This is a genomic window from Paraburkholderia sp. GAS32, assembly GCF_050434225.1.
Classification (GTDB): domain Bacteria; phylum Pseudomonadota; class Gammaproteobacteria; order Burkholderiales; family Burkholderiaceae; genus Paraburkholderia; species Paraburkholderia madseniana.
Genome location: NZ_JBNPVS010000005.1, coordinates 113,297 through 132,984, shown reverse-complemented (window position 1 = coordinate 132,984; position 19,688 = coordinate 113,297). Strand labels below are relative to the sequence as shown.

Annotated in this window: 21 protein-coding genes and 1 tRNA gene; 8 read left to right on the top strand and 14 right to left on the bottom strand. The window is 61.7% G+C overall.

Features of this window, described 5'->3' with window-relative positions; all coding sequences use genetic code 11:
- The first annotated feature begins 225 nt into the window (after window positions 1-225).
- The gene (gene nodI / locus P3T25_RS08155; RefSeq protein ID WP_154564838.1) at window positions 226-1,140 is read left to right on the top strand and encodes a nodulation factor ABC transporter ATP-binding protein NodI; all 915 of its coding nucleotides are present in this window, start codon (window positions 226-228) and stop codon (window positions 1,138-1,140) included.
- Between the two features lie 65 nt (window positions 1,141-1,205).
- Window positions 1,206-2,033, top strand: a complete 828-nt coding sequence (locus P3T25_RS08150; protein ID WP_154564840.1) for an ABC transporter permease — start codon at window positions 1,206-1,208, stop codon at window positions 2,031-2,033.
- A 724-nt stretch (window positions 2,034-2,757) separates the two neighbouring features.
- Here the strand turns inward: P3T25_RS08150 and P3T25_RS08145 are convergent.
- Both P3T25_RS08145 and P3T25_RS08140 read right to left on the bottom strand, forming a co-directional pair.
- Window positions 2,758-3,180, bottom strand: coding sequence for a hypothetical protein (locus P3T25_RS08145; protein ID WP_054034577.1), 423 nt, complete (start codon window positions 3,178-3,180; stop codon window positions 2,758-2,760).
- Between the two features lie 192 nt (window positions 3,181-3,372).
- Window positions 3,373-4,332: a LysR family transcriptional regulator gene (locus tag P3T25_RS08140; protein ID WP_266238880.1), complete on the bottom strand. Its 960-nt coding sequence runs from the start codon at window positions 4,330-4,332 to the stop codon at window positions 3,373-3,375.
- Window positions 4,333-4,534: 202 nt separating this feature from the next.
- Here P3T25_RS08140 and P3T25_RS08135 point away from each other — a divergent pair, with 202 nt between their 5' ends.
- Both P3T25_RS08135 and P3T25_RS08130 read left to right on the top strand, forming a co-directional pair.
- Window positions 4,535-5,947, top strand: a complete 1,413-nt coding sequence (locus P3T25_RS08135) for a M20 family metallopeptidase (RefSeq protein WP_429357864.1) — start codon at window positions 4,535-4,537, stop codon at window positions 5,945-5,947.
- A 72-nt stretch (window positions 5,948-6,019) separates the two neighbouring features.
- On the top strand, window positions 6,020-7,303 hold the full coding sequence (locus tag P3T25_RS08130) for an MFS transporter (protein ID WP_429357863.1): 1,284 nt from the start codon (window positions 6,020-6,022) through the stop codon (window positions 7,301-7,303).
- A 75-nt stretch (window positions 7,304-7,378) separates the two neighbouring features.
- On the opposite strand, the gene P3T25_RS08125 is transcribed toward P3T25_RS08130, so the two are convergent.
- Window positions 7,379-8,431, bottom strand: a complete 1,053-nt coding sequence (locus P3T25_RS08125) for an NADP(H)-dependent aldo-keto reductase (RefSeq protein ID WP_266238883.1) — start codon at window positions 8,429-8,431, stop codon at window positions 7,379-7,381.
- 137 nt (window positions 8,432-8,568) lie between these two features.
- Between P3T25_RS08125 and P3T25_RS08120 the strand changes: the two genes are divergently transcribed.
- Window positions 8,569-8,781, top strand: coding sequence for a DUF3820 family protein (locus tag P3T25_RS08120; RefSeq protein ID WP_006048800.1), 213 nt, complete (start codon window positions 8,569-8,571; stop codon window positions 8,779-8,781).
- Here P3T25_RS08120 and P3T25_RS08115 read toward each other — a convergent pair.
- From P3T25_RS08115 to P3T25_RS08105, 3 genes are all read right to left on the bottom strand, one after another.
- Window positions 8,767-9,426, bottom strand: a complete 660-nt coding sequence (locus tag P3T25_RS08115) for a trimeric intracellular cation channel family protein (RefSeq protein WP_429357862.1) — start codon at window positions 9,424-9,426, stop codon at window positions 8,767-8,769. The two genes, P3T25_RS08120 and P3T25_RS08115, sit on opposite strands and share 15 nt — an antisense overlap.
- A gap of 107 nt (window positions 9,427-9,533) precedes the next feature.
- Window positions 9,534-10,109 carry an adenylyl-sulfate kinase gene (cysC, locus tag P3T25_RS08110; RefSeq protein ID WP_266238885.1) on the bottom strand — a complete coding sequence of 192 codons (576 nt, stop codon included), beginning with the start codon at window positions 10,107-10,109 and terminating at the stop codon, window positions 9,534-9,536.
- The gene (locus P3T25_RS08105) at window positions 10,106-11,698 is read right to left on the bottom strand and encodes a sulfotransferase (protein ID WP_429357861.1); all 1,593 of its coding nucleotides are present in this window, start codon (window positions 11,696-11,698) and stop codon (window positions 10,106-10,108) included. Before P3T25_RS08105 ends, cysC begins: the two co-directional genes overlap by 4 nt.
- A gap of 350 nt (window positions 11,699-12,048) precedes the next feature.
- On the opposite strand from P3T25_RS08105, the gene P3T25_RS08100 reads away from it, so the two are divergent.
- On the top strand, window positions 12,049-12,435 hold the full coding sequence (locus P3T25_RS08100; protein WP_166618381.1) for a hypothetical protein: 387 nt from the start codon (window positions 12,049-12,051) through the stop codon (window positions 12,433-12,435).
- Between the two features lie 131 nt (window positions 12,436-12,566).
- Here the strand turns inward: P3T25_RS08100 and P3T25_RS08095 are convergent.
- Window positions 12,567-12,642: transfer RNA gene (locus P3T25_RS08095), tRNA-His, on the bottom strand.
- Between the two features lie 102 nt (window positions 12,643-12,744).
- The gene (dusA, locus tag P3T25_RS08090; protein WP_154567506.1) at window positions 12,745-13,746 is read right to left on the bottom strand and encodes a tRNA dihydrouridine(20/20a) synthase DusA; all 1,002 of its coding nucleotides are present in this window, start codon (window positions 13,744-13,746) and stop codon (window positions 12,745-12,747) included.
- 349 nt (window positions 13,747-14,095) lie between these two features.
- On the opposite strand from dusA, the gene P3T25_RS08085 reads away from it, so the two are divergent.
- On the top strand, window positions 14,096-14,365 hold the full coding sequence (locus tag P3T25_RS08085; protein WP_120291432.1) for a hypothetical protein: 270 nt from the start codon (window positions 14,096-14,098) through the stop codon (window positions 14,363-14,365).
- 263 nt (window positions 14,366-14,628) lie between these two features.
- Here P3T25_RS08085 and P3T25_RS08080 read toward each other — a convergent pair whose 3' ends face one another.
- From P3T25_RS08080 to ssuD, 6 genes are all read right to left on the bottom strand, one after another.
- On the bottom strand, window positions 14,629-14,871 hold the full coding sequence (locus P3T25_RS08080) for a DUF6566 family protein (protein WP_154561321.1): 243 nt from the start codon (window positions 14,869-14,871) through the stop codon (window positions 14,629-14,631).
- Window positions 14,872-14,978: 107 nt separating this feature from the next.
- Window positions 14,979-15,176, bottom strand: coding sequence for a hypothetical protein (locus tag P3T25_RS08075; protein WP_054034588.1), 198 nt, complete (start codon window positions 15,174-15,176; stop codon window positions 14,979-14,981).
- A gap of 222 nt (window positions 15,177-15,398) precedes the next feature.
- The gene (locus P3T25_RS08070; RefSeq protein WP_011488137.1) at window positions 15,399-15,614 is read right to left on the bottom strand and encodes a TOBE domain-containing protein; all 216 of its coding nucleotides are present in this window, start codon (window positions 15,612-15,614) and stop codon (window positions 15,399-15,401) included.
- A 47-nt stretch (window positions 15,615-15,661) separates the two neighbouring features.
- On the bottom strand, window positions 15,662-16,663 hold the full coding sequence (locus P3T25_RS08065; RefSeq protein ID WP_429357860.1) for an ATP-binding cassette domain-containing protein: 1,002 nt from the start codon (window positions 16,661-16,663) through the stop codon (window positions 15,662-15,664).
- Window positions 16,660-17,517: an aliphatic sulfonate ABC transporter permease SsuC gene (gene ssuC / locus P3T25_RS08060; RefSeq protein WP_154561325.1), complete on the bottom strand. Its 858-nt coding sequence runs from the start codon at window positions 17,515-17,517 to the stop codon at window positions 16,660-16,662. The genes P3T25_RS08065 and ssuC overlap by 4 nt, the downstream gene beginning before the upstream one ends.
- Before the next feature lie 56 nt (window positions 17,518-17,573).
- Window positions 17,574-18,734 (bottom strand): FMNH2-dependent alkanesulfonate monooxygenase, encoded by a 1,161-nt coding sequence (gene ssuD, locus P3T25_RS08055; RefSeq protein ID WP_429357859.1) that lies wholly within the window; start codon window positions 18,732-18,734, stop codon window positions 17,574-17,576.
- A 521-nt stretch (window positions 18,735-19,255) separates the two neighbouring features.
- Here ssuD and P3T25_RS08050 point away from each other — a divergent pair.
- Window positions 19,256-19,681, top strand: coding sequence for a hypothetical protein (locus P3T25_RS08050; protein WP_154561329.1), 426 nt, complete (start codon window positions 19,256-19,258; stop codon window positions 19,679-19,681).
- Window positions 19,682-19,688: the final 7 nt, after the last annotated feature.

Here is a 19,688-nt window from a genome sequence, read left to right as displayed (position 1 = left end):
CGCAATTCAGGTTGCAAGGGATGGAAAACGCTAAGTGCGCCCTAAACCGGTGCGCGCTGGATTTGTGGCGGGTTTGGGCTGGGTTTGAGTCACCCACGAGCCTTTGCCGCAGCGCAAGAAACGCCGTCCGGCGCATCCAGTGACGATCAACACCTCACTACCGATGCCATAGAATGAGCGGCCTTACCGGCCATTTGCGTCTTTTCGCGGAGCCTCGATCGATCCATGTCTGAAGCCGCCATTGAATTCCACCAGGTTAAAAAAAGCTACGGCGAAAAGACGGTCGTCGACGGACTGTCGTTTCATGTCAACGCCGGCGAATGTTTCGGCCTGCTCGGCCCGAACGGCGCAGGCAAGACCACCACGTTGCGCATGCTGCTCGGCATCGCCGCACCGGATGCCGGCACGATCCGCCTGTGCGGCGAGCCGATTCCCGGCCGCGCGCGCGTGGCCCGGGCGCGTGTCGGCGTCGTGCCTCAGTTCGACAATCTCGATCCCGATTTCACGGTCCGCGAAAACCTGCAGGTGTTCGGCCGCTACTTCGGTCTGAGCGCCGCGCAATGCCGCGAGATGGTGCCGTCGCTGCTCGAATTCGCGCGTCTCGAGAGCAAGGCGGATGCACGTGTGAGCGAACTGTCGGGCGGCATGAAACGGCGCCTTACGCTGGCTCGCGCGCTCGTCAACGACCCCGACGTGCTGATCATGGACGAGCCGACCACCGGCCTCGATCCGCAAGCGCGCCACCTGATCTGGGAACGGCTGCGCTCGCTGCTCGCACGCGGCAAGACCATTCTGCTGACCACGCACTTCATGGAAGAGGCCGAACGGCTGTGCCACCGCCTCTGCGTAATCGAGGAAGGCCGCAAGATCGCCGAAGGCGCGCCGCGTGCATTGATTGCATCGGAGATCGGCTGTGATGTGATCGAAATCTTCGGACCCGATCCGGTTGCGTTGCGCGACGAACTGGCGCCGCTTGTCGAGCGCACCGAGATCAGTGGCGAGACGCTCTTCTGCTATGTGAACGACGCCCAGCCTGTGCATGCCCGGCTCAAGCAGCGCGCCGATCTGCGCTACCTGCATCGCCCGGCGAATCTCGAAGATGTGTTCCTGCGTCTGACCGGGCGCGAGATGCAGGACTGACGCGAATCGACATCGGCTCAGCTCGCAATCCTCTACAGCTATAACGACACGGCAAGAGACACGCAATGGACGCACGCACTTACGAACCGCACGGCGAGACACCGCCGAAGCAGGAAACCTTCGCCGCTTTCCCTGCCAACGCCGTCAACTGGATTGCGGTGTGGCGCCGCAACTATCTGGTCTGGCGGAAGCTCGCAATTGCTTCGATGTTTGGCAATCTTGCTGACCCGATGATCTACCTGTTCGGCCTGGGTTTCGGACTTGGGCTGATGGTCGGGCATGTCGACGGCGTGTCGTATATCGCGTTTCTCGCTGCCGGCACGGTGGCATCGAGCGTGATGATGTCGGCGAGTTTCGAGTCGATGTACTCGGGGTTTTCGCGCATGCACGTACAGCGCACGTGGGAGGCGATCATGCATACGCCGCTCACGCTCGGCGACATCGTGCTTGGCGAGGTGATCTGGGCGGGCAGCAAGTCGATGCTATCGGGCGCGGCGATCATGCTGGTCGCGGGGGGGCTCGGTTACGCGAGTTTTCCGTCGATGTTGCTGGCGTTGCCGGTGATCGTGTTAACAGGGCTCGCGTTCGCGAGTGTCGCGATGGTGGTGACGGCGCTTGCTCCGTCGTATGACTTTTTTATGTTTTATCAGACGTTGGTGTTGACGCCGATGTTGCTGTTGTCTGGGGTGTTCTTTCCTGTTTCACAGTTGCCTGCTGCGGCGCGGGTTGTGACTGAGCTTTTGCCTTTGGCGCATGCTGTCGATCTGATTCGGCCGGCTATGCTTGGGCGGCCTGTTGATGGTGCTGTTTTGCATGTTGCCGTGCTGGTGGCTTATGCGGTGGGTGGGTTTGTTGTTTCGGCGGTTTTGTTTCGGCGCAGGATGATGAAATAAAGATTTAGGCCTGCGGCCGGTTTTTTGCCTGCGCGGCGCTTTTTGTCGGTGTTCTTAGGGCTTTGGCCTTTCCTTGATCTAGTGCCTGCGCGGCGCTTGTTGTCAGTGTTCTTAGGGCTTTGGCCTTTCCTTGAATTGCTAGTGGTCTATTAGCGTTGCCCCTGTGCGGGGCGGCACCTACTTCTCTTTGCCGGCTGCAAAGAGAAGTAGGCAAGAGAAAGCAGCTCAAACCGCTCATGCTAAGTGGGCGCCGTGGTCTGCCGCGGGTAGTGGTACATCTGGAATCCGTGTCCTCGCACACTCCGCGTTAGTGACAAAGGTGTCATCAGCTCCCACTCCGCACTGCGTGCGTCGCGGACGGGTCTGCATGGGAAACCACGGGCTTCGGTTGAGGTCCATGAACGCCGAAGCGTAGCGGGTGGTTTCAAGAAGTACTCTTCGGCGCGCGCAGCGCCGCCGGAAGTATGACGCCCTTGTCACAAGCGCATGCAGGTGCACGAACACAGATTCCAGATGCACCACTACCCGTGGCAGACCACGGGCCCCACTTAGCAGTAGCGGTTTGAGCTGCTTTCTCTTGCCTACTTCTCTTTGCAGCCGGCAAAGAGAAGTAGGTGCCGCCCCGCACAGGGGCAACGCTAATAGACCACTAACAATTCAAGGAAAGGCCAACACCCTAAGAACACGGACAAACAAGCGCCGCGCAGGCAAAAAACCCCAAACCTCAATCCTCATCATCCGTCCAAGGAATATCCACATCAGAAATAAAAGCCACCGTTGCAAACGGCCCCCCATCCTGACGCCCGATCTTCCCGTCGGCGCGTTGCCATTCAACCCTGAACACCGTCGCCGGATCATCGGCAATCAACCGCACCGTCCGAACCTCATCCGGGTCCTGCTCCTCGACAGGACCATCAAGCGAAACCTGCAGTTCCTGCGGCCACAGCCCATCAGTCGGATCGTAAATCTTGTCGCCGTCCGGAATCAGCGTGAATGCCTCCACGCCAATCGTCGCCGATGCCTCGACGATCATCTTGCCCAACGCACGCAGCAACGCCGTCGCCCGTGCCGAGTTGGCCTGGCGAATTGCAAGATCCCCGCGCGTCAGCGCCTGCTCAAGTTTTGGGTTTGTTTTTTGTTGCGCCATTCGATGTCCTGAGTCCTATCGCTCTGTTGTGGACGGCACGCCCATTCATCGCGCACCGTGCTCCATTTTTCGGGCTGAATCCTACCACTGGTATGGGCCACAGCACCGCCAGCCGTGCAGTAGAGGCTGACCAGCCCGCCCCGTCCCCACAGTTTAGGTCGTGATTCGACGTCCGGCAGGGAGATTTGCCTTTCAACGCGCCTCGCCGCGCTTTCGAGCCGGCTTCGGCACTGCAGCATTGGTAGGCTTGGCGCCGCCGATTTCTGCGATCAGGTGGTCGCGGAACGCCTTCACCGACGGCGGCAACTCCCGTCCGGCCATCGTCTGCACCTGGATGCTGCGCTGGCGCATCTGCGGATGCGTCAGCGGCATCGCGACGAAGCCGTCGCCGGCGTAACGGTCGCGTACCGACAGCAGCCCCGTGAACATGATCGCGCCGGACTTCTGCGCGTAACGGTACATCGCGCCGCTATTGTTGCAGGTGAGATCGGGCTCGAGCAGCACGCCTTCAAGCGCGCAAGTGATGTCGATCAATTGCCGGATCGTGGTGCCGGGCTCCGGCAGCACCAGTGGATAGCGCTGCAGGTCGGCGAGCGACACCTTCGCGCGCCCGGCCAGCGGATGATCGGCGCGCAGCAACGCCAGCACCGGCGCCCGCTCGGTGTGTTCGACCTTGACGCCCTTTTCCGGCGCGAGACTGAAGGTCAGCGCGAGATCGGCGTCGCCATCACGTACCCGGCGGGTGGCCTCGCCCGGCGGCATCACGGAAAGCGTGAAGTCGATCCCGGGGTAGTGGCAACGGAACGCCGCCATCGCGCTGGGCAGGAAATCCGCGGCGAAGCCCTCCGAACTGGCGACCTTGATCATGCTGCCGTGCAACGCCTCGAGGCCGCCGATCTCCTTCATCACGTGCTCCGCCTCGAGCAGGCTGCGCTGCGCGTAGGCGAGCAGACGCTCGCCCGCCTCGGAGAGCGACATGCCGCGCGGCCGCCGTTCGAACAGCGCGACGCCGAGGTCGCTTTCGAGCCGCGCGATCTGCCGGCTGATCGCCGACACGGCCACATGCAGCCGCGCGGACGCGTCACTAATCGAACCGGTGCGCGCCACTTCGACGAAATAGCGCAATGCGATGCCGTGTAATGAAAGTGCCATGAGCGATGCCTTTTGCAAGCGGATGTGGCCGTGTGTCAGTGTATCGAGCTTTGCCTTTTCGGCAACACAAGCTTCGAAAGACGATCATTGTGACAAAAATAACGGCCTCCTAGAATCGTTTCGAAGTTGATGGCCGCGAACCAGACGTGCCACGCACGGCGCCGCGTCGCCGCCATCCCCGCACCCCGCATCGGAGACAAACATGAGCCGCAATCAGGCCATCGAACACGCAACGCATCATTTCGAATCAGGCGCCTTCCTCGAGAACCTCAACCGGCGCGTCGGATTTCGCACGGAGAGTCAGGAAAACGATCGTGCAGTTACGTTGCTGTCGTATCTGACCGACGAGATCGCGCCCGAAGTCGAAGGGCTTGGCTTCAGCGCACGCATCGTCGATAACCCGGCGCAAGGGTTCGGGCCGTTCCTGATCGCCAATCGTCACGAAGACGACCGTCTGCCCACCGTACTGATCTACGGCCATGGCGACGTCGTGCGCGGCTACGACAGTCAATGGCGCGCGCCGCTGACGCCGTGGGCCGTGACAATCGAAGGCGAACGCTGGTATGGCCGCGGCACCGCCGACAACAAAGGCCAGCACACCATCAATCTTGCCGCGCTAGCGAGCGTGCTGGCCGCGCGCGACGGCAAGCTCGGCTTCAACGCAAAACTGCTGATCGAGATGGGCGAGGAAACCGGCTCGCCAGGGCTCGACGCGATTTGCCACACACACAAACAGGAACTGGCCGCGGACGTGCTGATCGCCTCCGATGGTCCGCGCCTCGCCGCGCGCCGCCCCACCGTCTTCCTCGGTTCGCGCGGCTCGGTGAACTTCAAGCTCTCGCTGAATCTGCGCGACGGCGCGCATCACTCAGGCAACTGGGGCGGTCTGCTGCGCAACCCGGCCACCGTGCTGGCGAACGCACTTGCAAGCCTCGTAGATGCGCGTGGCGTAATCGCTGTCGACGGCTTGCGTCCGCCGCCGATTCCGGAAGCGGTGCGTCGCGCGTTGGCGGATATCACGGTAGGCGGCGGTCCGAACGACCCGGCCGTCGACGATAACTGGGGCGAGCCCGGTCTCACGCCGCCAGAACGTGTGTTCGGCTGGAACAGCTTCGAAGTGCTCGCTTTCAAGGCCGGCAATCCCGAGAACCCGGTCAATGCCATCCCGGCGTCAGCGTTCGCGCATTGCCAGTTGCGTTTCGTGGTCGGCACCGACTGGGAAAGCCTGGAACAGCACCTGCGCAAGCATCTGGACGCGCATGGCTTTTCGCTGGTCGAGATCAACGTCGAGCGCGGTGCGCCGGCGACACGTCTGAATCCCGACGATCCGTGGGTCACGTGGGCCATCGCTTCACTCGAACAGACCACCGGAAAGAAAACGGCTGTACTGCCGAATCTCGGCGGCACGCTGCCCAACGAAGTCTTCGCCGACACGCTCGGTCTGCCGACCATCTGGGTGCCGCATTCGTACCCGGCCTGCTCCCAGCACGCGCCGAACGAGCATCTGCTCGGACCGGTGGTGCGCGAGGGTTTGCAGATCATGGCGGGGCTCTTCTGGGATCTCGGCGAGAACTCGCCGCACTCAACCCCGACGACATCAAAAGCCGCGGCCTGAGCGATCGACGCAGTACGCCTGCCGCACACCCGCAGTTAACTGTTAGCCGCATCCGCCACGAGGCACGCCACGATGAGCACGTCCACCTTGCAAGCCAGCGCCGCGCGGCCGTCCGCCGCAAAGGTCCATCGCATCATTCTCGCGGCGTCGATCGGCAATGCGCTTGAATGGTTCGACCTCGTCGTCTATGGATTTTTCGCGGTGACGATCGCGAAGCTGTTTTTCCCGGCACGTACCGAAGCGATTTCGTTGATGCTCACGCTCGGCACCTTCGGCATCTCGTACATGATCCGGCCGCTCGGCGGACTCGTACTCGGTTCACTCGCGGATCGCGCGGGGCGCAAGGTGTCGCTGCTGTTGTCGATCGGCTTGATGATGATCGGCACGTTGACGATCGCCGTGATGCCGCCGTATGCCGTGATCGGTTTGTGGGCGCCGGCCGGCATCATGCTGTCGCGGCTCGTTCAGGGCTTCTCGGCGGGCGGCGAGTTCGGCGCTTCCACCGCGTTTCTGGTCGAGCATGCACCCGAGCGGCGCGGCTTCATGGGTAGCTGGCAGTTCGCCAGCCAGGGCCTCTCGACACTGCTCGCCTCCGGCTTCGGCGCGTTGCTGACAAGCCAGCTCACGACGGCGCAACTCGAATCGTGGGGCTGGCGTATTCCGTTTCTGTTCGGCCTCGCGATCGGCCCGGTCGGCTTCTATATTCGCCGTTACGTGGACGAAGGCGCCGAATTCAACACGGAGCCGAAAACCCGCACGCCGCTGCGCGATCTGTTCGGCACGCAGAAAGTCCGCATGCTGCTCGCGGTCGGCTCGCTGGTCATTTCGACCGCGGCCAACTACATGATCCTGTACATGCCGACCTATGCGATCAAGCAACTGCATCTGCCCGCTTCGACCGGCTTCTCGGCGACGCTTGCAACGGGAATCGTGCTGACGGTGCTGACGCCGTTCGCCGGCCACCTGTCCGATAGCATGGGACGCATCCGCATCATGGCAGTCGCCGCGACGTTGATGCTGCTGACGGTCTATCCGGCCTTCGTGTATATGAATGCGCATCCGTCGTTCGCCACGATGCTGCTGGCGTTGATCTGGATCGGCGTATTGAAGGCGACGTACTTCGGCGCACTGCCCGCGCTGATGTCGGAGATTTTCCCGACGCAGACGCGCGCGACCGGTCTCGCGGTCAGCTACAACATCGGCGTGACGGTGTTCGGCGGCTTCGCGCCCTTTGTGATCACCTGGCTGATTGACGCGAGCGGCAATAAACTTGCGCCCGGGTTCTATCTGATGTTCTGCGCGGTGGTGAGTTTGCTGGCGCTCAATGCGGTGCGCTCGAAATTGAAGATTCGCTGAGCGAGCCTGGGCGACGTTGATTGAGTTCGAGGCAAGCAAGGCGGATCAACTCGCCTTGCCGCCCCGGCAGCTACCTCAAGGCGCCGGATTCGGCTGCAACTCATGCAGCTTATCAATCTCCGCGAGCACTTCCGGCGAGAGTTTCACCTCAGCACTGCCGATGTTTTCCTTCAACTGATCGAGCGACGTGGCGCCGATCAGATTGCTCGTCAGGAACGGCCGGCTATTGACGAAGGCCAGCGCGAACTGCGCGGGCGACAAACCGTGACGCTTCGCCAGTTCCACATAGCGCGTGGTCGCCTGAATCGCTTGCGGCTTGCTGTAGCGTTGAAAGCGCTCGAACAGCGTGATGCGGGCACCATCCGGACGCGCGCCGCCTTCATACTTACCCGACAACCAGCCGAAGGCCAGCGGCGAATACGCAAGCAGACCAATGTTGTCGCGATGCGCATACTCGGACAGACCCACTTCGTACGTGCGGTTCAACAGGCTATACGGATTCTGGATACTGACGATGCGCGGCAAGCCGAGCTTTTCCGCCGCGCGCAGAAACTGCGCGACACCCCAGGGCGTTTCGTTCGACACGCCGATATGGCGAATCTTGCCCGCCTTGACGAATTCAGCGAGCACCGACAGCGTTTCTTCGATCGGCACCGTATACGCGTCATCGACCCACGGATAGGCGGGACGGCCGAACGTCATCGTGCTGCGATCCGGCCAGTGCAACTGATACAGATCGACGTAGTCCGTTTGCAGGCGCTTCAGGCTATCGTTGAGCGCTTCGGTCAGGTTCTTGCGGTCGAACTGGTTGCCCTCCCCGCGAATATGACGCGGGTTGTGCGGTTGACGCGCCGGGCCGGCGATTTTGGTGGCCAGCACGATCTTCTCGCGCGCGCTGCGATGTTGCGCGATCCACGTGCCGATATAGCGCTCGGTCGAGCCTTGCGTCTCGGGACGGGGCGGCACCGGGTACATTTCCGCGGCGTCGATCAGATTGACACCATGATCGAGCGCGTAATCGATCTGCGCGTGCGCTTCCTGCTCGGTATTCTGCTCGCCCCACGTCATGGTGCCGAGACCGATCAGGCTAACCTTCACATCCGAGTCGCCGAGTCTGCGGTATTCCATCGAACCTGTCCTGTTGTGTGTAAAGGGAAAGCGCTGACGTTACCATGCCGGCGCGATGCCTGCAGCGCAGCTAAAATGCTGCTTCAGCGGGTGCTCGCACCGCCTCGCTCAATGAACTTTCCGTCGACCCACTTGCGATGAACCCCGAACACCTCGAACTGCTGGTCACGCGCGTGATGCCGTACGGAAAATACAAAGGCCGGCTGATCGCGGATCTGCCCGGCCACTATCTGAACTGGTTTGCGAGCCAGGGCTTTCCGCCGGGCGAAATCGGCCGTCTGCTGGCGTTGATGCACGAGATCGATCACAACGGTTTGTCGTCGCTGATCGAGCCGTTACGCAAGCGCTGAGAGCGACGCCTTCGGCAGATGCCAACCATAGGTGACGGCCAGCACGCGCAAGACGAAGCACACCGCACCGCCTGCTAAAGCCGCGACGCCCGGCGGCCAGCCGGTACGCCGCGCAACCACCACAATGAATGCGCCAGCGAAAGCAGCCGTCGCATAGATGTCGGCATGCAGCACCAGCGGCACGCGCGCCATCAGCACATCGCGGATCACCCCGCCGCCCACACCGGTGATGGTGCCCATCAGCATCGCGATAAACGGACGGATCCCGAACAGCAGCGCTTTCTCGACGCCCGCAACAGCGAACAGCGCGAGACCAGCGGCGTCAAGCACGGTAATCAGCGCGACAGGAAACTGCTGCGCTGTCGAATGGAAAATAAACGTGAGCAGACCGGTGACGAACGTCAACGCCGGATAACGCCAGTCGCGTATCGCGTTAGGCGGTGAATCGCCGATCAACAGATCGCGGATCACCCCACCGCCGAGCGCCGCGACAAACGAGATCACCATCACACCCAGCAGATCGAGACCGCCGCGCATCGCGCTCACCGCGCCCTCGATCGCGAAAACAACCGTGCCGGTCAGATCGGCCGCCAGAACGAGCGTTTCGAAGTTCGGCTTTATTTTTCGTATCGACAATGTCGGCATCGACGCATCACCCCTTCTGTCCACAAGTAGGCGAAAAGGTATAGCGAAATGCGCCGCGCCGGGTGGAAAATTTGCGCGGCCGAATACAGGCACACACCTCGCGGCGACTATTTCGCGAGACGAGGCCTGCCGAGCCCGCTTTCTTCCCTCGACAGGCAACCCATGGCGCTCAGATGCATAAGCAGGCGGCCTACGGCCTCTTCGATCGACACGCGATCGGTTTCGATCATGACATCGGGGTCGAGCGGCACATCGTACGGCCCCGAAACACCCGTGAAATTGGGTATTTCACCGCGCCGCGCACGCACGTAGAGGCCTTTGACATCACGCGCTTCGCACACCGTCAGCGGCGCATTCACGAACACTTCGACGAAACCGGCGCCGACGATCTCGCGAGCCATGCGCCGATGTTCATGCTCGGGCGAGATCACCGCGGCAATCGCGATGAAGCCCTGTTGCATGAACAACGCCGCGACGTGCGCGATCCGCCGCAGATTTTCGGCGCGATCCTCGGGCGTGAAGCCGAGGCCCGCGGTCAGGCCGCGCCGCAGCACGTCGCCGTCGAGCACGATCGAGGCATGTCCGGCTTCTTTCAGACGCTGATGCAACGCCTCGGCTACGGTCGATTTACCGGCGCCGGACAAACCGGTCATCCAGATGACGGCTCCACGCGTTGCGCTCACGATTTCCGCTCCATCCCGTTGGCCGCTGTCCCGGCATCTGCCCGAGGCGCCCGCTCGCGCCCGCTGACGCTGCCAGCGGGCGCCAACTCCGGTCCCAGACCGTCGAACAAGGGTTGCAGCAACGCCTGCTGCGGTTGCCAGCGCTGCAGCGATGTCTTGTAGAGCGGGCGGCGCACCTGTGCCGCGCTTGCCGTGTTCACCTGCCGCGTGGTCTGGTGAAACGCCAGACAGCGCTCATCCCAGTCGAGTCCGCAATGCGCGAGCAGGCGTCGGACATTCCCTTCGAAATCTTCAATCAGCTCTTCGTATTTCACTTCGATCATCGTGCCCTCGGGTAACACGCGTTGCCAATGGACCATCAACGCGTCGTACGCGCGATAGTAGCGGCCCAGTTCACCGAGATCGTAGCTGAACGGCACGTCATGAAAAATTCGCGCAAAAATCGACAGACAACTTTGCAACGGCGAGCGGCTGCTATGAATGAAGCGCGCATTCGGCAACGCCAGATGAATCAGCCCGACGTTGATGAAATTGAATGGGTATTTGTCGGTGAAACGTGCGTAGCCTGGCGTTGCGGTTTGCATTGCCGGCAGCGACGTCCGTATGCGGTGCAAATAGTCGGCGCCGAGCGTGCGCAATTGCGCGGGGCCGATGCCATGCAAGGCTTCGATATCGATGCGCAAGGGATCGTCGAGATCGCGGCCGATGCAGTTCACCAGCGCCGCGCCGAACTCCGTGCGTTCCCCCGCGCCGAAAACCTGCGGATGACTCGCGAGAATCTGTTCGATCAGTGTCGAACCGGAGCGTGGCATGCCGACGATAAAAATCGGTGCGTCCGACGCATCGCCCAGACCATGCTTGGCCGCCAGCACCTCTGAAGTCAGGAGCTCAGGCAAATGCGCGAACAGGCCGAGCGACGCGGCTTCGTCATAGCGCACGCCGGCACGGTGCAGTGCATTGCCCTTCAGGAAGTGATCGAACGACGCATCGTTGCGGCCCACATCGGACAGCGCCTGGCCATACGCGAAATGAATCTCCGCCTGATTGGCGGGTGTCAGCGAGGCGGCATCGCCGACGAGTTGCTCCAGCGCGGCAAACACCGGATCATCGGCGCCAAGGCGCTTGGACTGCACGAAGTTGCGGTAGTACAGCGGCACCTGCGGAGCGGCCTCGATCGCGCGGCGATAGGCTTCGTGAGACTCGTCGAAACGACCGAGTGCCTGCAGGCAGTTGCCCATGTTGTTGTATGAGCCGTCGGCTTTTGGATTCAGCCGGACTGCTTCACGATACGCGTCTACCGCCTGCTCGAGTCGATGCATCTGTTCGAGCGACCAGCCGAGGCCATGACGCAAATCGGTGTTCCGCGAATCGAGCCCGATCCCTTCGTGATAGCGGATGACGGCTTCGGGAAAACGGTTCAGCGCGGCGACCGTCGCGGCGAGACGCTCAAGGGCGACGGCGTCGACAGGATCGTGCGCGCGCGCTGTTTCGAAACATTGGAGTGCGGCCTGGAGGTCGCCGCGAGCGGCACAGGCGTCGCCTTCGGCGCTCCATGCCGATGCGGTCGCAGGCTGTGTATCGTGCTTCATTGACGACCAGGTTTTTGCAGGCTTTGCATCAGGCGGCCCGGCAAAGTGGGATGCGTTCTTCTTCGTCCAGCGTCAGCACAAGCATGGATCTGGATTCAAAGGGAAATTGTCTGACGGGAAAGTATCAGGCGCGCCCTACAGTTACGTTGCGAAAATTTAACCAACTGTTACAGCGCGATGAATCCGTCATAGTTTGGAAGGCTGGCGTAACGGGCGGCCGCTATGGCGTTGGGTTGCGGTGCAGGCGTAACGGAAGCCGGGTGGTAAATCCGGGCCGTAATTTGCGGACACAAATCCTGCTGAACTCCCGGGTGCGCCGTTTTTCTCATTCACATACGAGGGAGAAAATCGTGAGCAGGCTCATTGCATCAATCGCGATGTTGGTCGTGGCGGGAAGTCTCGCCGGGTGCGTGGTCGCGCCAGGATACGACTATGCCTACGCGCAGCCCTATTACCCCGGCTACGGATATGCCTATGGACCGGTGTATGGACCGGCTTACGGCACGGTGGACATCTGGGGCGGTTGGGGTGGGCCGTGCTGTTACTACCATGGAGGTGGCGGGTACTGGCACGGCGGCGGGTGGCATGGCGGAGGTTGGCACGGAGGCGGCGGAGGTTGGCATGGCGGAGGTTGGCACGGAGGAGGAGGCGGCTGGCATGGCGGCGGCGGTGGCTCCCACGGAGGCGGCGGGGGTAGTTCGTGGAGCAGCGGCGGCAATGGGGGGCATGGGCATTGATGCCAATCGGACCACGTATCGAATGACGAGACCATCCTGTATCGCGCGACGTTTTGCAAAGGCACAAACAAAAACGGCGTTGTGATTTCTCACAACGCCGTTTGGTCAAACTTTTTACTGCTTGAATTCTTTGGGGTGGCTGATGGGGCTCGAACCCACGACAACAGGAATCACAATCCTGGACTCTACCAACTGAGCTACAGCCACCACTGACATCTGCTTGACTTGCTAGCAACTCATTGCTGAGAAACTTGGCTCGCCGATGAAGAAACGAGATTATACGAACAAGAATCCCGTTTGCCTAGTCCTTTATTCAAAAATTTCGACGGGCTCACGCAGATGCTGTCTTGCCTCGTCGAAGATGGTCAGATCGCGCGCGGCAAGACGCTTGCTATCGGACAACACGCGACGCCATCCACGTGCACCGGCTTCACCGCGATAGAGACCAAGCGCGTGACGCGTGATCGAACCAAGGTACGTGCCGCGTGCCATTTCAGCCGCGCAATATTCAATCAGCTTCGCCTCGACCTGCTCGCGCGTAAGCGGCGCTTCTGTCGAGCCATAGAAGCGTGCATCGACATCGGCGAGCACATAGGGATTGTGATAAGCCTCGCGCCCAAGCATCACGCCATCGATATGCTGAAGATGCGTTTCGACCTCATCAAGCGTCTTGATACCACCATTGATGATGATCTCCAAATGCGGGAAGTCGCGCTTCAACTGATACGCGTAGTCGTACTTGAGCGGCGGAATCTCGCGGTTCTCTTTCGGGCTCAAGCCCTTGAGAATTGCATTGCGCGCGTGCACGACGAACACGTTGCAACCAGCATCCGCTATCGTGCCAACGAAGTCGCGCACAAAGCCATATTCCTCAACTGCATCGACACCGATCCGGTGCTTGACAGTTACCGGTACTGACACGGCATCGCGCATCGCCTTCACGCAATCGGCGACGAGTTGCGGCTCGTTCATCAGGCAGGCGCCGAACGCACCACGCTGCACACGCTCGGACGGACAACCGCAGTTCAGATTGATCTCGTCATAGCCCCATTGCTCACCGAGCTTAGCCGAGCGCGCAAGGTCGTCAGGCTCACTGCCACCGAGTTGCAAAGCGACCGGCGCCTCTTCGGGCGTAAACGCCAGATGGCGCGGCACATCGCCGTGCAGCAACGCGCCGGTGGTAACCATTTCGGTGTAAAGCCACGTGTGACGCGATATCACGCGATGAAGCGAGCGGCAGTGGCGATCGGTCCAGTCCATCATCGGCGCGACAGAAACGCGGCGTGCACTGGGAGTTTGAGCTGAAGACATGGGGCGGGGGGACGGCTTGAATCAAACCGCAATTTTACCGCAAGTGGCCCGATGCCCCGGAAACGCTCGTGACGAGCCGCGAATTCCGGAAAACGCCACCGATAACCCACCCTCCCAACCCGGTCTTTGACCGCCAAAACCGCTTGACAGACGGGGGCAGACCACCGCTGACGCCTGTCGCATAACCCTCCGACCGATTATTTCAATACCGAGAATAGTAATTTCAGATTATCGGTACAAATTTTCAATAGTAGGGGTATACACTGCCTTCCATCGACGTTGCAGACACACCTCACCGGCCCCTGCGACGCCTTCCTGAAATGAAATCGAAACTTATCGGAGTCACACCATGAAGACCAAGCTCATCGCCGCCCTGTTGGTTGCTGTTTCTGCCTCGATCGCCGCTCCCGCATTCGCTAGCGGCTACGGCCCGGCACCGTTCTACCGTCCGTCGGTCGGCGCACCGGCTTCGCAACAAGGCCAGAGCGCACAAACCGTCGCGGCTGAACGCGCTAATGCCGAGTCGAACGCATACGGTGGCGTGAACAACGTGTCGTCGCAATCGGGTACGCGTGCACCGGCTTCGTCGGGCCCGCAATCGGTTTTCTTCGGCCACTAATCTGTCGCCGTTGAAGGTTGCCGTTCACAAGACGGCAGCCGAACTGGGCGCCGCGAATGCAATGCATGCCGGCGCCCGGTTCCGTTTACACGACGGCCGCGACCGCGGCGTCAAGCCCCTGCCACTGGCTCATCACGCCCCACGCATATCCTTGTTCGGCGATTCGCAAAAACGAATCCGGTTGCCGAACGGATCGACCGTCTCCAGCAAGTCGAAAGATCGTCAGCTTAATTGAATGCGCTCGCCGGCTCGCGCGCTTGTGGCTACGTGGTGAGGCCAGCATCGATCGTTTCCCGCGCCGCCTTGAAGCCCGCCAGGGCCGCGGCATGCTCAGTGGACCATAGCGTGTCGATATGCACGAGCCGCCAGTCGACCACCACCGCGTCGTTGCGCAACACCCGAAAATGCGCTTTGACACCGGTGAGCACCTGTTCGACCGCGACTTCAATCTCGTAGTCCTGATAGCGCTCCTGGTAGTCGCCCATGTCGAGGCCTTTCGGCTCCATGATCGCCTCCTTGGTGTCTTGCGTGCCCTTGAATGTCGGCGGCCGCGCCTTTCCACCGGGCCGTCGTTGCGGCTCGGAGCATGCACCGGCCCGCCCTCGCCTGACGATCAGTCGCAATCGCCAGAAAGGTACTGCCGGCCGCTACAGGTGATTTCGACTTCGCCGCCGCTTGCTTCGGCGGCAAGCCCGTTCGTCAGCAACTCCGCCGTGACGGATTGCTCAAACTTCGGCATGGGCTGTCCGACGCCGACATCGTTCAGGCGCCGCAACGCTTCAACCGCTTCCGGACTTAATGACTTCGACATGGCCGTCTCCGTCGTGGTGCTCAATTCATCGTAGCAAGTTTTGCGGGGGCACGCAGGGGCGCGTTGAGGCATGCGGGTTGCGTGGTGCCGTATGGATGCGTGGCGGCAACAAACCGGCAAGTGGTATCGGCAAGGAGGATGAGATCAAGCGAAGCGGCGCCAACGCAAAATAGCGTCGGCGCGTGTGAAGATGCGATCAATGCGACTAGTGCCCTCGCGCGCTTACAGACGAGCGATCGACACCTCCGTCGACTTCACCAGCGCAACCACTTCCGAGCCGACCTTCAGGTCGAGTTCGTCGACCGAACGTGTGGTGATCACCGAGGTGACGATACCGAACGGCGTGTCCACATCGACCTCGGACACCACCGGCCCGCGGATGATTTCCTTGACCTTGCCTTTGAACTGATTGCGTACGTTGATTGCGGAAATGCTCATGTCGAGTGACTCCAGAAAAGCGATTGAAAACAGTCAGTCAAGGGATGTCAGACGGCCCAGCGGACGTCTGTCGGCCGCGTGAGGCGGCCCTCGTCACGTGCGTCGTAAGCGCGATAGGACAGCGCGTCGTCGTTCGGCGCCGTCTTCAGTACGCGTTGCAACACATGTTCTTCCAGCGCGGCAAAACCGGCCGACGCACGCGCCCGTGGGCGCGCCAGCGGCACCGGCTGATCGAGCGCGATGCGCCCTTCTTCGATCAGCAGAATCCGGTCGCCGAGCGCGACGGCCTCATGCACGTCGTGCGTCACCAGCAGCGCGGTAAATTGATGTTCGCGCCACAGCCGTTCGATCAGCGCGTGCATTTCGATGCGCGTCAACGCGTCGAGCGCGCCGAGCGGTTCGTCCAGCAGCAGCAATTGCGGCCGATGCACCAGCGCCCGCGCCAGTGCCACACGCTGACGCTGACCACCGGAGAGCTGCGCGGGCCAGTCGTTGGCGCGCTCCAGCAAGCCAACTTCGTCGAGCACGGCGCGCGCATCTTCACGGGCGCTGCGGCCGAGGCCGAGCATCACGTTTTGCAGCACGCTCTTCCAGGGCAGGAGCCGCGCGTCCTGGAACATGATGCGCGTGTCGAGCGGCTGGCCGTCTTCGGCGCGCTTTTCGAGCACGCCCGAGGTGGCCTTCTCCAGACCCGCCACCAGGCGCAGCAAAGTCGATTTCCCGCAGCCGCTGCGGCCAACGATCGCCACGAAACTGCCGCGCTCGATCGACAGATCAAAATCGGACAGCACCGTGCGCTCGCCGTACTGCTTGCCGACGCCGCGCAATTCGACCGAAAAATCGCCAGAGCGGCGTGCGTCGTTGCGCGCCGATGCACCGGTCGCCGAAGGCACGACGCCCACGCGCTGGCGATCGTGCGCCGAATCCGCACGGTCGAAGCCGGCAGCCTCATCCGCGTCATGATCGACAGTGCGCGGTTGCGCCAGTTCGGCTTCGAGATCGCTGCCCGCGATGCCGCCGAACGAGGTCGACAATGTCGTTGCGCTCATGTTTTCGCTCCTCGTTGATAGGCAGGATGCCAACGCAGCGATACACGCTCGAGACTCTTGGCCAGCACGTCGGCAAGTTTGCCGAGTGCCGCGTACAGCAGGATGCCCACTACCACCACATCGGTTTGCAGGAATTCGCGTGCGTTCATCGTCATGTAGCCGATGCCCGACTGCGCGGAAATGGTTTCAGCGACGATCAGCGTGACCCACATCAGCCCGAACGCGAACCGCACGCCGACCAGAATCGACGGCAACGCCCCCGGCAAAATCACATGCCGGTACAGCGAAAAACCCTTCACGCCATAACTGCGCGCCATCTCGATCAGGTTGGCATCCACCGAACGGATACCGTGAAACGTGTTCACATAGACCGGGAAAAACACACCCAGTGCGACGAGAAACACCTTCGCCTCTTCCTCGATACCGAACCACAGGATCACGAGCGGAATCATCGCCAGCGCGGGAATGTTGCGGACCATCTGCACAGTCGAATCGAGCGCGATTTCAGCGGGTTTGAAGAGACCCGTGGCAAGGCCGAGCACGAGTCCGATGCCGCCGCCGATCGTAAAGCCCGACACCGCGCGCCACGTGCTGACCTTCACGTCCGCCCACATTTCGCCGGACTGGATCAGCGACCACGCGGCCTTCACGACCGCGAGCGGTTCGGGCAGCACACGCGTCGAGAGAATGCCGCTGCGCGCGGCGAATTCCCACGCCAGCAGAATCGCCAGCGGCACGAGCCACGGCGCCAGAGGCGCGCCGATGCGGCGCAATGCGCCGACGAGGCCCGCGCTGAAAGCCGCGCCCGAGCCTGCCTGTGTGCCTCGTTCCTCACTCACAGTGGATTGAGCCATGATGATTGTCCTCGTTGCTTATCGATGGGCGTCATTGCCGAACCGGGCGCAAGCGCTCAGCTCGAACTTGCCGCCTTCGGCAGATAGTTGTTGCCGACGATCTCGCCGAACGGCCCCGACAGCGGACCGCCCGCGACCTTGCTTTGATGGCCCGGCAGCAACGGGAACACCAATTCGGCGAAGCGATACGACTCTTCGAGATGCGGATAGCCGGACAGGATGAACGTGTCGATACCGAGCGCCGCGTACTCGTTCATCAGCGCGGCCACCTGCTCGGGATTGCCGACCAGCACCGTCCCAGCACCGCCGCGCACGAGACCGACGCCCGCCCACAGATGCGGATACACCTCGAGTTCCGCGCGCCCGCCGCGCTTGCCGCCGTGCAACGCGGCCATGCGGCGCTGTCCTTCGGAATCCATCTTCGAGAACGAAGCCTGCGCACGGGAAATGGTTTCGTCGTCGAGCTTGCTGATCAGCTTGTCGGCGGCGGCCCATGCTTCTACTTCGGTTTCGCGCACGATGACGTGAAAGCGAATGCCGAACTTGATCTTGCGGCCACGCGCTTCAGCGCGAGCGCGAATGTCGGTGATCTTCTTCGCGACGGCTGCGGGCGGTTCGCCCCACGTTAGATACGTGTCGATGTGATCGCCCGCGATGTCGTGCGCAGCCGCCGACGAACCGCCGAACCACAGCGGCGGATGCGGGTTCTGCACCGGCGGATACAGCGCCTTGCCGCCCTTCGAGATCAGATGCTTGCCGTTGAAATCGATCGCGTCGTTGGTATGTGCGGCAGTCAGCAACTTGCGCCAGATATGCAGGAATTCGTCGGTGATTTCATAGCGCGTGTCGTGATCGACGAATACGCCGTCGCCTTCCAGTTCAGCCGAATCGCCGCCGGTCACGACGTTGATCAGGAGACGCCCATTCGACAGACGGTCGAAGGTCGCCGCCATGCGCGCCGCCAGACCCGGCGATGAGATGCCCGGACGGATCGCCACCAGAAACTTCAGACGTTTGGTCGCGGCGATCAGGCTGGACGCGACGACCCATGCGTCTTCGCACGAACGGCCGGTCGGCAGCAGCACGCCCTCGTAGCCGAGCGTATCGGCGGCGACGGCGATCTGCTGGAAGTAGTCGTAATCCGCTGCGCGTGCGCCTTGGGACGTACCGAGATAGCGGCTGTCGCCGTGAGTCGGAATGAACCAGAACACATTCATTTGCTGCTCCTGCTTGTTCGAAACTGGATTGAATGGAAACGGTGCGTCGAGTGAAAGTGCACACGCCGGCCGCGCGCCGCTGGTCGCGCACATCCATCCGGTACGAAAGCCGGAGATGCAAGCGCAAAAAGGAACGGAAAAACTGCGGCGAAAAGCGGACTAGCTCCGACAGCGCATCCGCAAGCGCGTGTGTGCCATGGAGCGGCTGAAGATCGGCATCAGGCAGGACATCGCGACGGCTTCCCTCGACCAGACGTGCGCGTGATGCGCTCGATTAAATGGGCGACGGCGGCAAACACCGTCTGCATGGAGAAACAGTCTATGGATCGGGGCGCGGCTTTTGAACGATTTTTTTTAGCTTAGGTTTTCCACTTTCGTGATTAGCCCGACGCTAAAGCATACGGATGTTGCGCCTTACCTACGCTGGAAGCCGGGCACCCCTATATATAATGGCGCCACGTTTCCAATAATCCGGTGCAGGCCGCGTGAACCACGCCGCCTGATCTCTCGCGGTGCAATGCATGCAAAAACTCATCCTGCCGTTCATCGCCGGTTTTCTGGCTTCCCTGTTCTTTCATGAATCGACTCTGGCGCTGCTGCACGCAGCCGGTCTGATCGACCCTACCGGTTTTTCGACCGCGCCGTTTTTGCCGCTCGGGCTGCCGGAGTTTATTGCGAACGCGATCTGGAGCGCATTCTGGGCTGTGCTGATGGCGTGGCTGTTGCGCGTTGCGCCGGGGCGCCGCGCGCCGTGGGTGCCCGCCTTCGTGTTCGGCGGCCTTGCGTTGACGGCGGCGAGCGTGTTTGTGGTCGATCCGTTGCGCGGCATCTGGCCGAGCGGCAACATGCTGCCGCGCCTCGCGGTGGGTTTCGCGGCGAACGCGATGTGGGGCTGGGGCGCGCTGGTGTTCATGCGCGCATTCATGGCGAGCGAAGACGAAGACTGAGCGTCTT

Coding starts and splice junctions, on each gene's coding strand:
- P3T25_RS08115 (WP_429357862.1), bottom strand. CDS start 9,426: ATGCCGACATTGTCGATACGAAAAATAAAGCCGAACTTCGAAACGCTC.
- P3T25_RS08135 (WP_429357864.1), top strand. CDS start 4,535: ATGAGCCGCAATCAGGCCATCGAACACGCAACGCATCATTTCGAATCA.
- P3T25_RS08065 (WP_429357860.1), bottom strand. CDS start 16,663: ATGAGCGCAACGACATTGTCGACCTCGTTCGGCGGCATCGCGGGCAGC.
- P3T25_RS08150 (WP_154564840.1), top strand. CDS start 1,206: ATGGACGCACGCACTTACGAACCGCACGGCGAGACACCGCCGAAGCAG.
- P3T25_RS08145 (WP_054034577.1), bottom strand. CDS start 3,180: ATGGCGCAACAAAAAACAAACCCAAAACTTGAGCAGGCGCTGACGCGC.
- P3T25_RS08080 (WP_154561321.1), bottom strand. CDS start 14,871: ATGGAGCCGAAAGGCCTCGACATGGGCGACTACCAGGAGCGCTATCAG.
- dusA (WP_154567506.1), bottom strand. CDS start 13,746: ATGTCTTCAGCTCAAACTCCCAGTGCACGCCGCGTTTCTGTCGCGCCG.
- P3T25_RS08130 (WP_429357863.1), top strand. CDS start 6,020: ATGAGCACGTCCACCTTGCAAGCCAGCGCCGCGCGGCCGTCCGCCGCA.
- P3T25_RS08120 (WP_006048800.1), top strand. CDS start 8,569: ATGAACCCCGAACACCTCGAACTGCTGGTCACGCGCGTGATGCCGTAC.
- P3T25_RS08140 (WP_266238880.1), bottom strand. CDS start 4,332: ATGGCACTTTCATTACACGGCATCGCATTGCGCTATTTCGTCGAAGTG.
- ssuC (WP_154561325.1), bottom strand. CDS start 17,517: ATGGCTCAATCCACTGTGAGTGAGGAACGAGGCACACAGGCAGGCTCG.
- nodI (WP_154564838.1), top strand. CDS start 226: ATGTCTGAAGCCGCCATTGAATTCCACCAGGTTAAAAAAAGCTACGGC.
- P3T25_RS08050 (WP_154561329.1), top strand. CDS start 19,256: ATGCAAAAACTCATCCTGCCGTTCATCGCCGGTTTTCTGGCTTCCCTG.
- P3T25_RS08125 (WP_266238883.1), bottom strand. CDS start 8,431: ATGGAATACCGCAGACTCGGCGACTCGGATGTGAAGGTTAGCCTGATC.
- P3T25_RS08070 (WP_011488137.1), bottom strand. CDS start 15,614: ATGAGCATTTCCGCAATCAACGTACGCAATCAGTTCAAAGGCAAGGTC.
- ssuD (WP_429357859.1), bottom strand. CDS start 18,734: ATGAATGTGTTCTGGTTCATTCCGACTCACGGCGACAGCCGCTATCTC.
- P3T25_RS08075 (WP_054034588.1), bottom strand. CDS start 15,176: ATGTCGAAGTCATTAAGTCCGGAAGCGGTTGAAGCGTTGCGGCGCCTG.
- P3T25_RS08085 (WP_120291432.1), top strand. CDS start 14,096: ATGAAGACCAAGCTCATCGCCGCCCTGTTGGTTGCTGTTTCTGCCTCG.
- P3T25_RS08105 (WP_429357861.1), bottom strand. CDS start 11,698: ATGAAGCACGATACACAGCCTGCGACCGCATCGGCATGGAGCGCCGAA.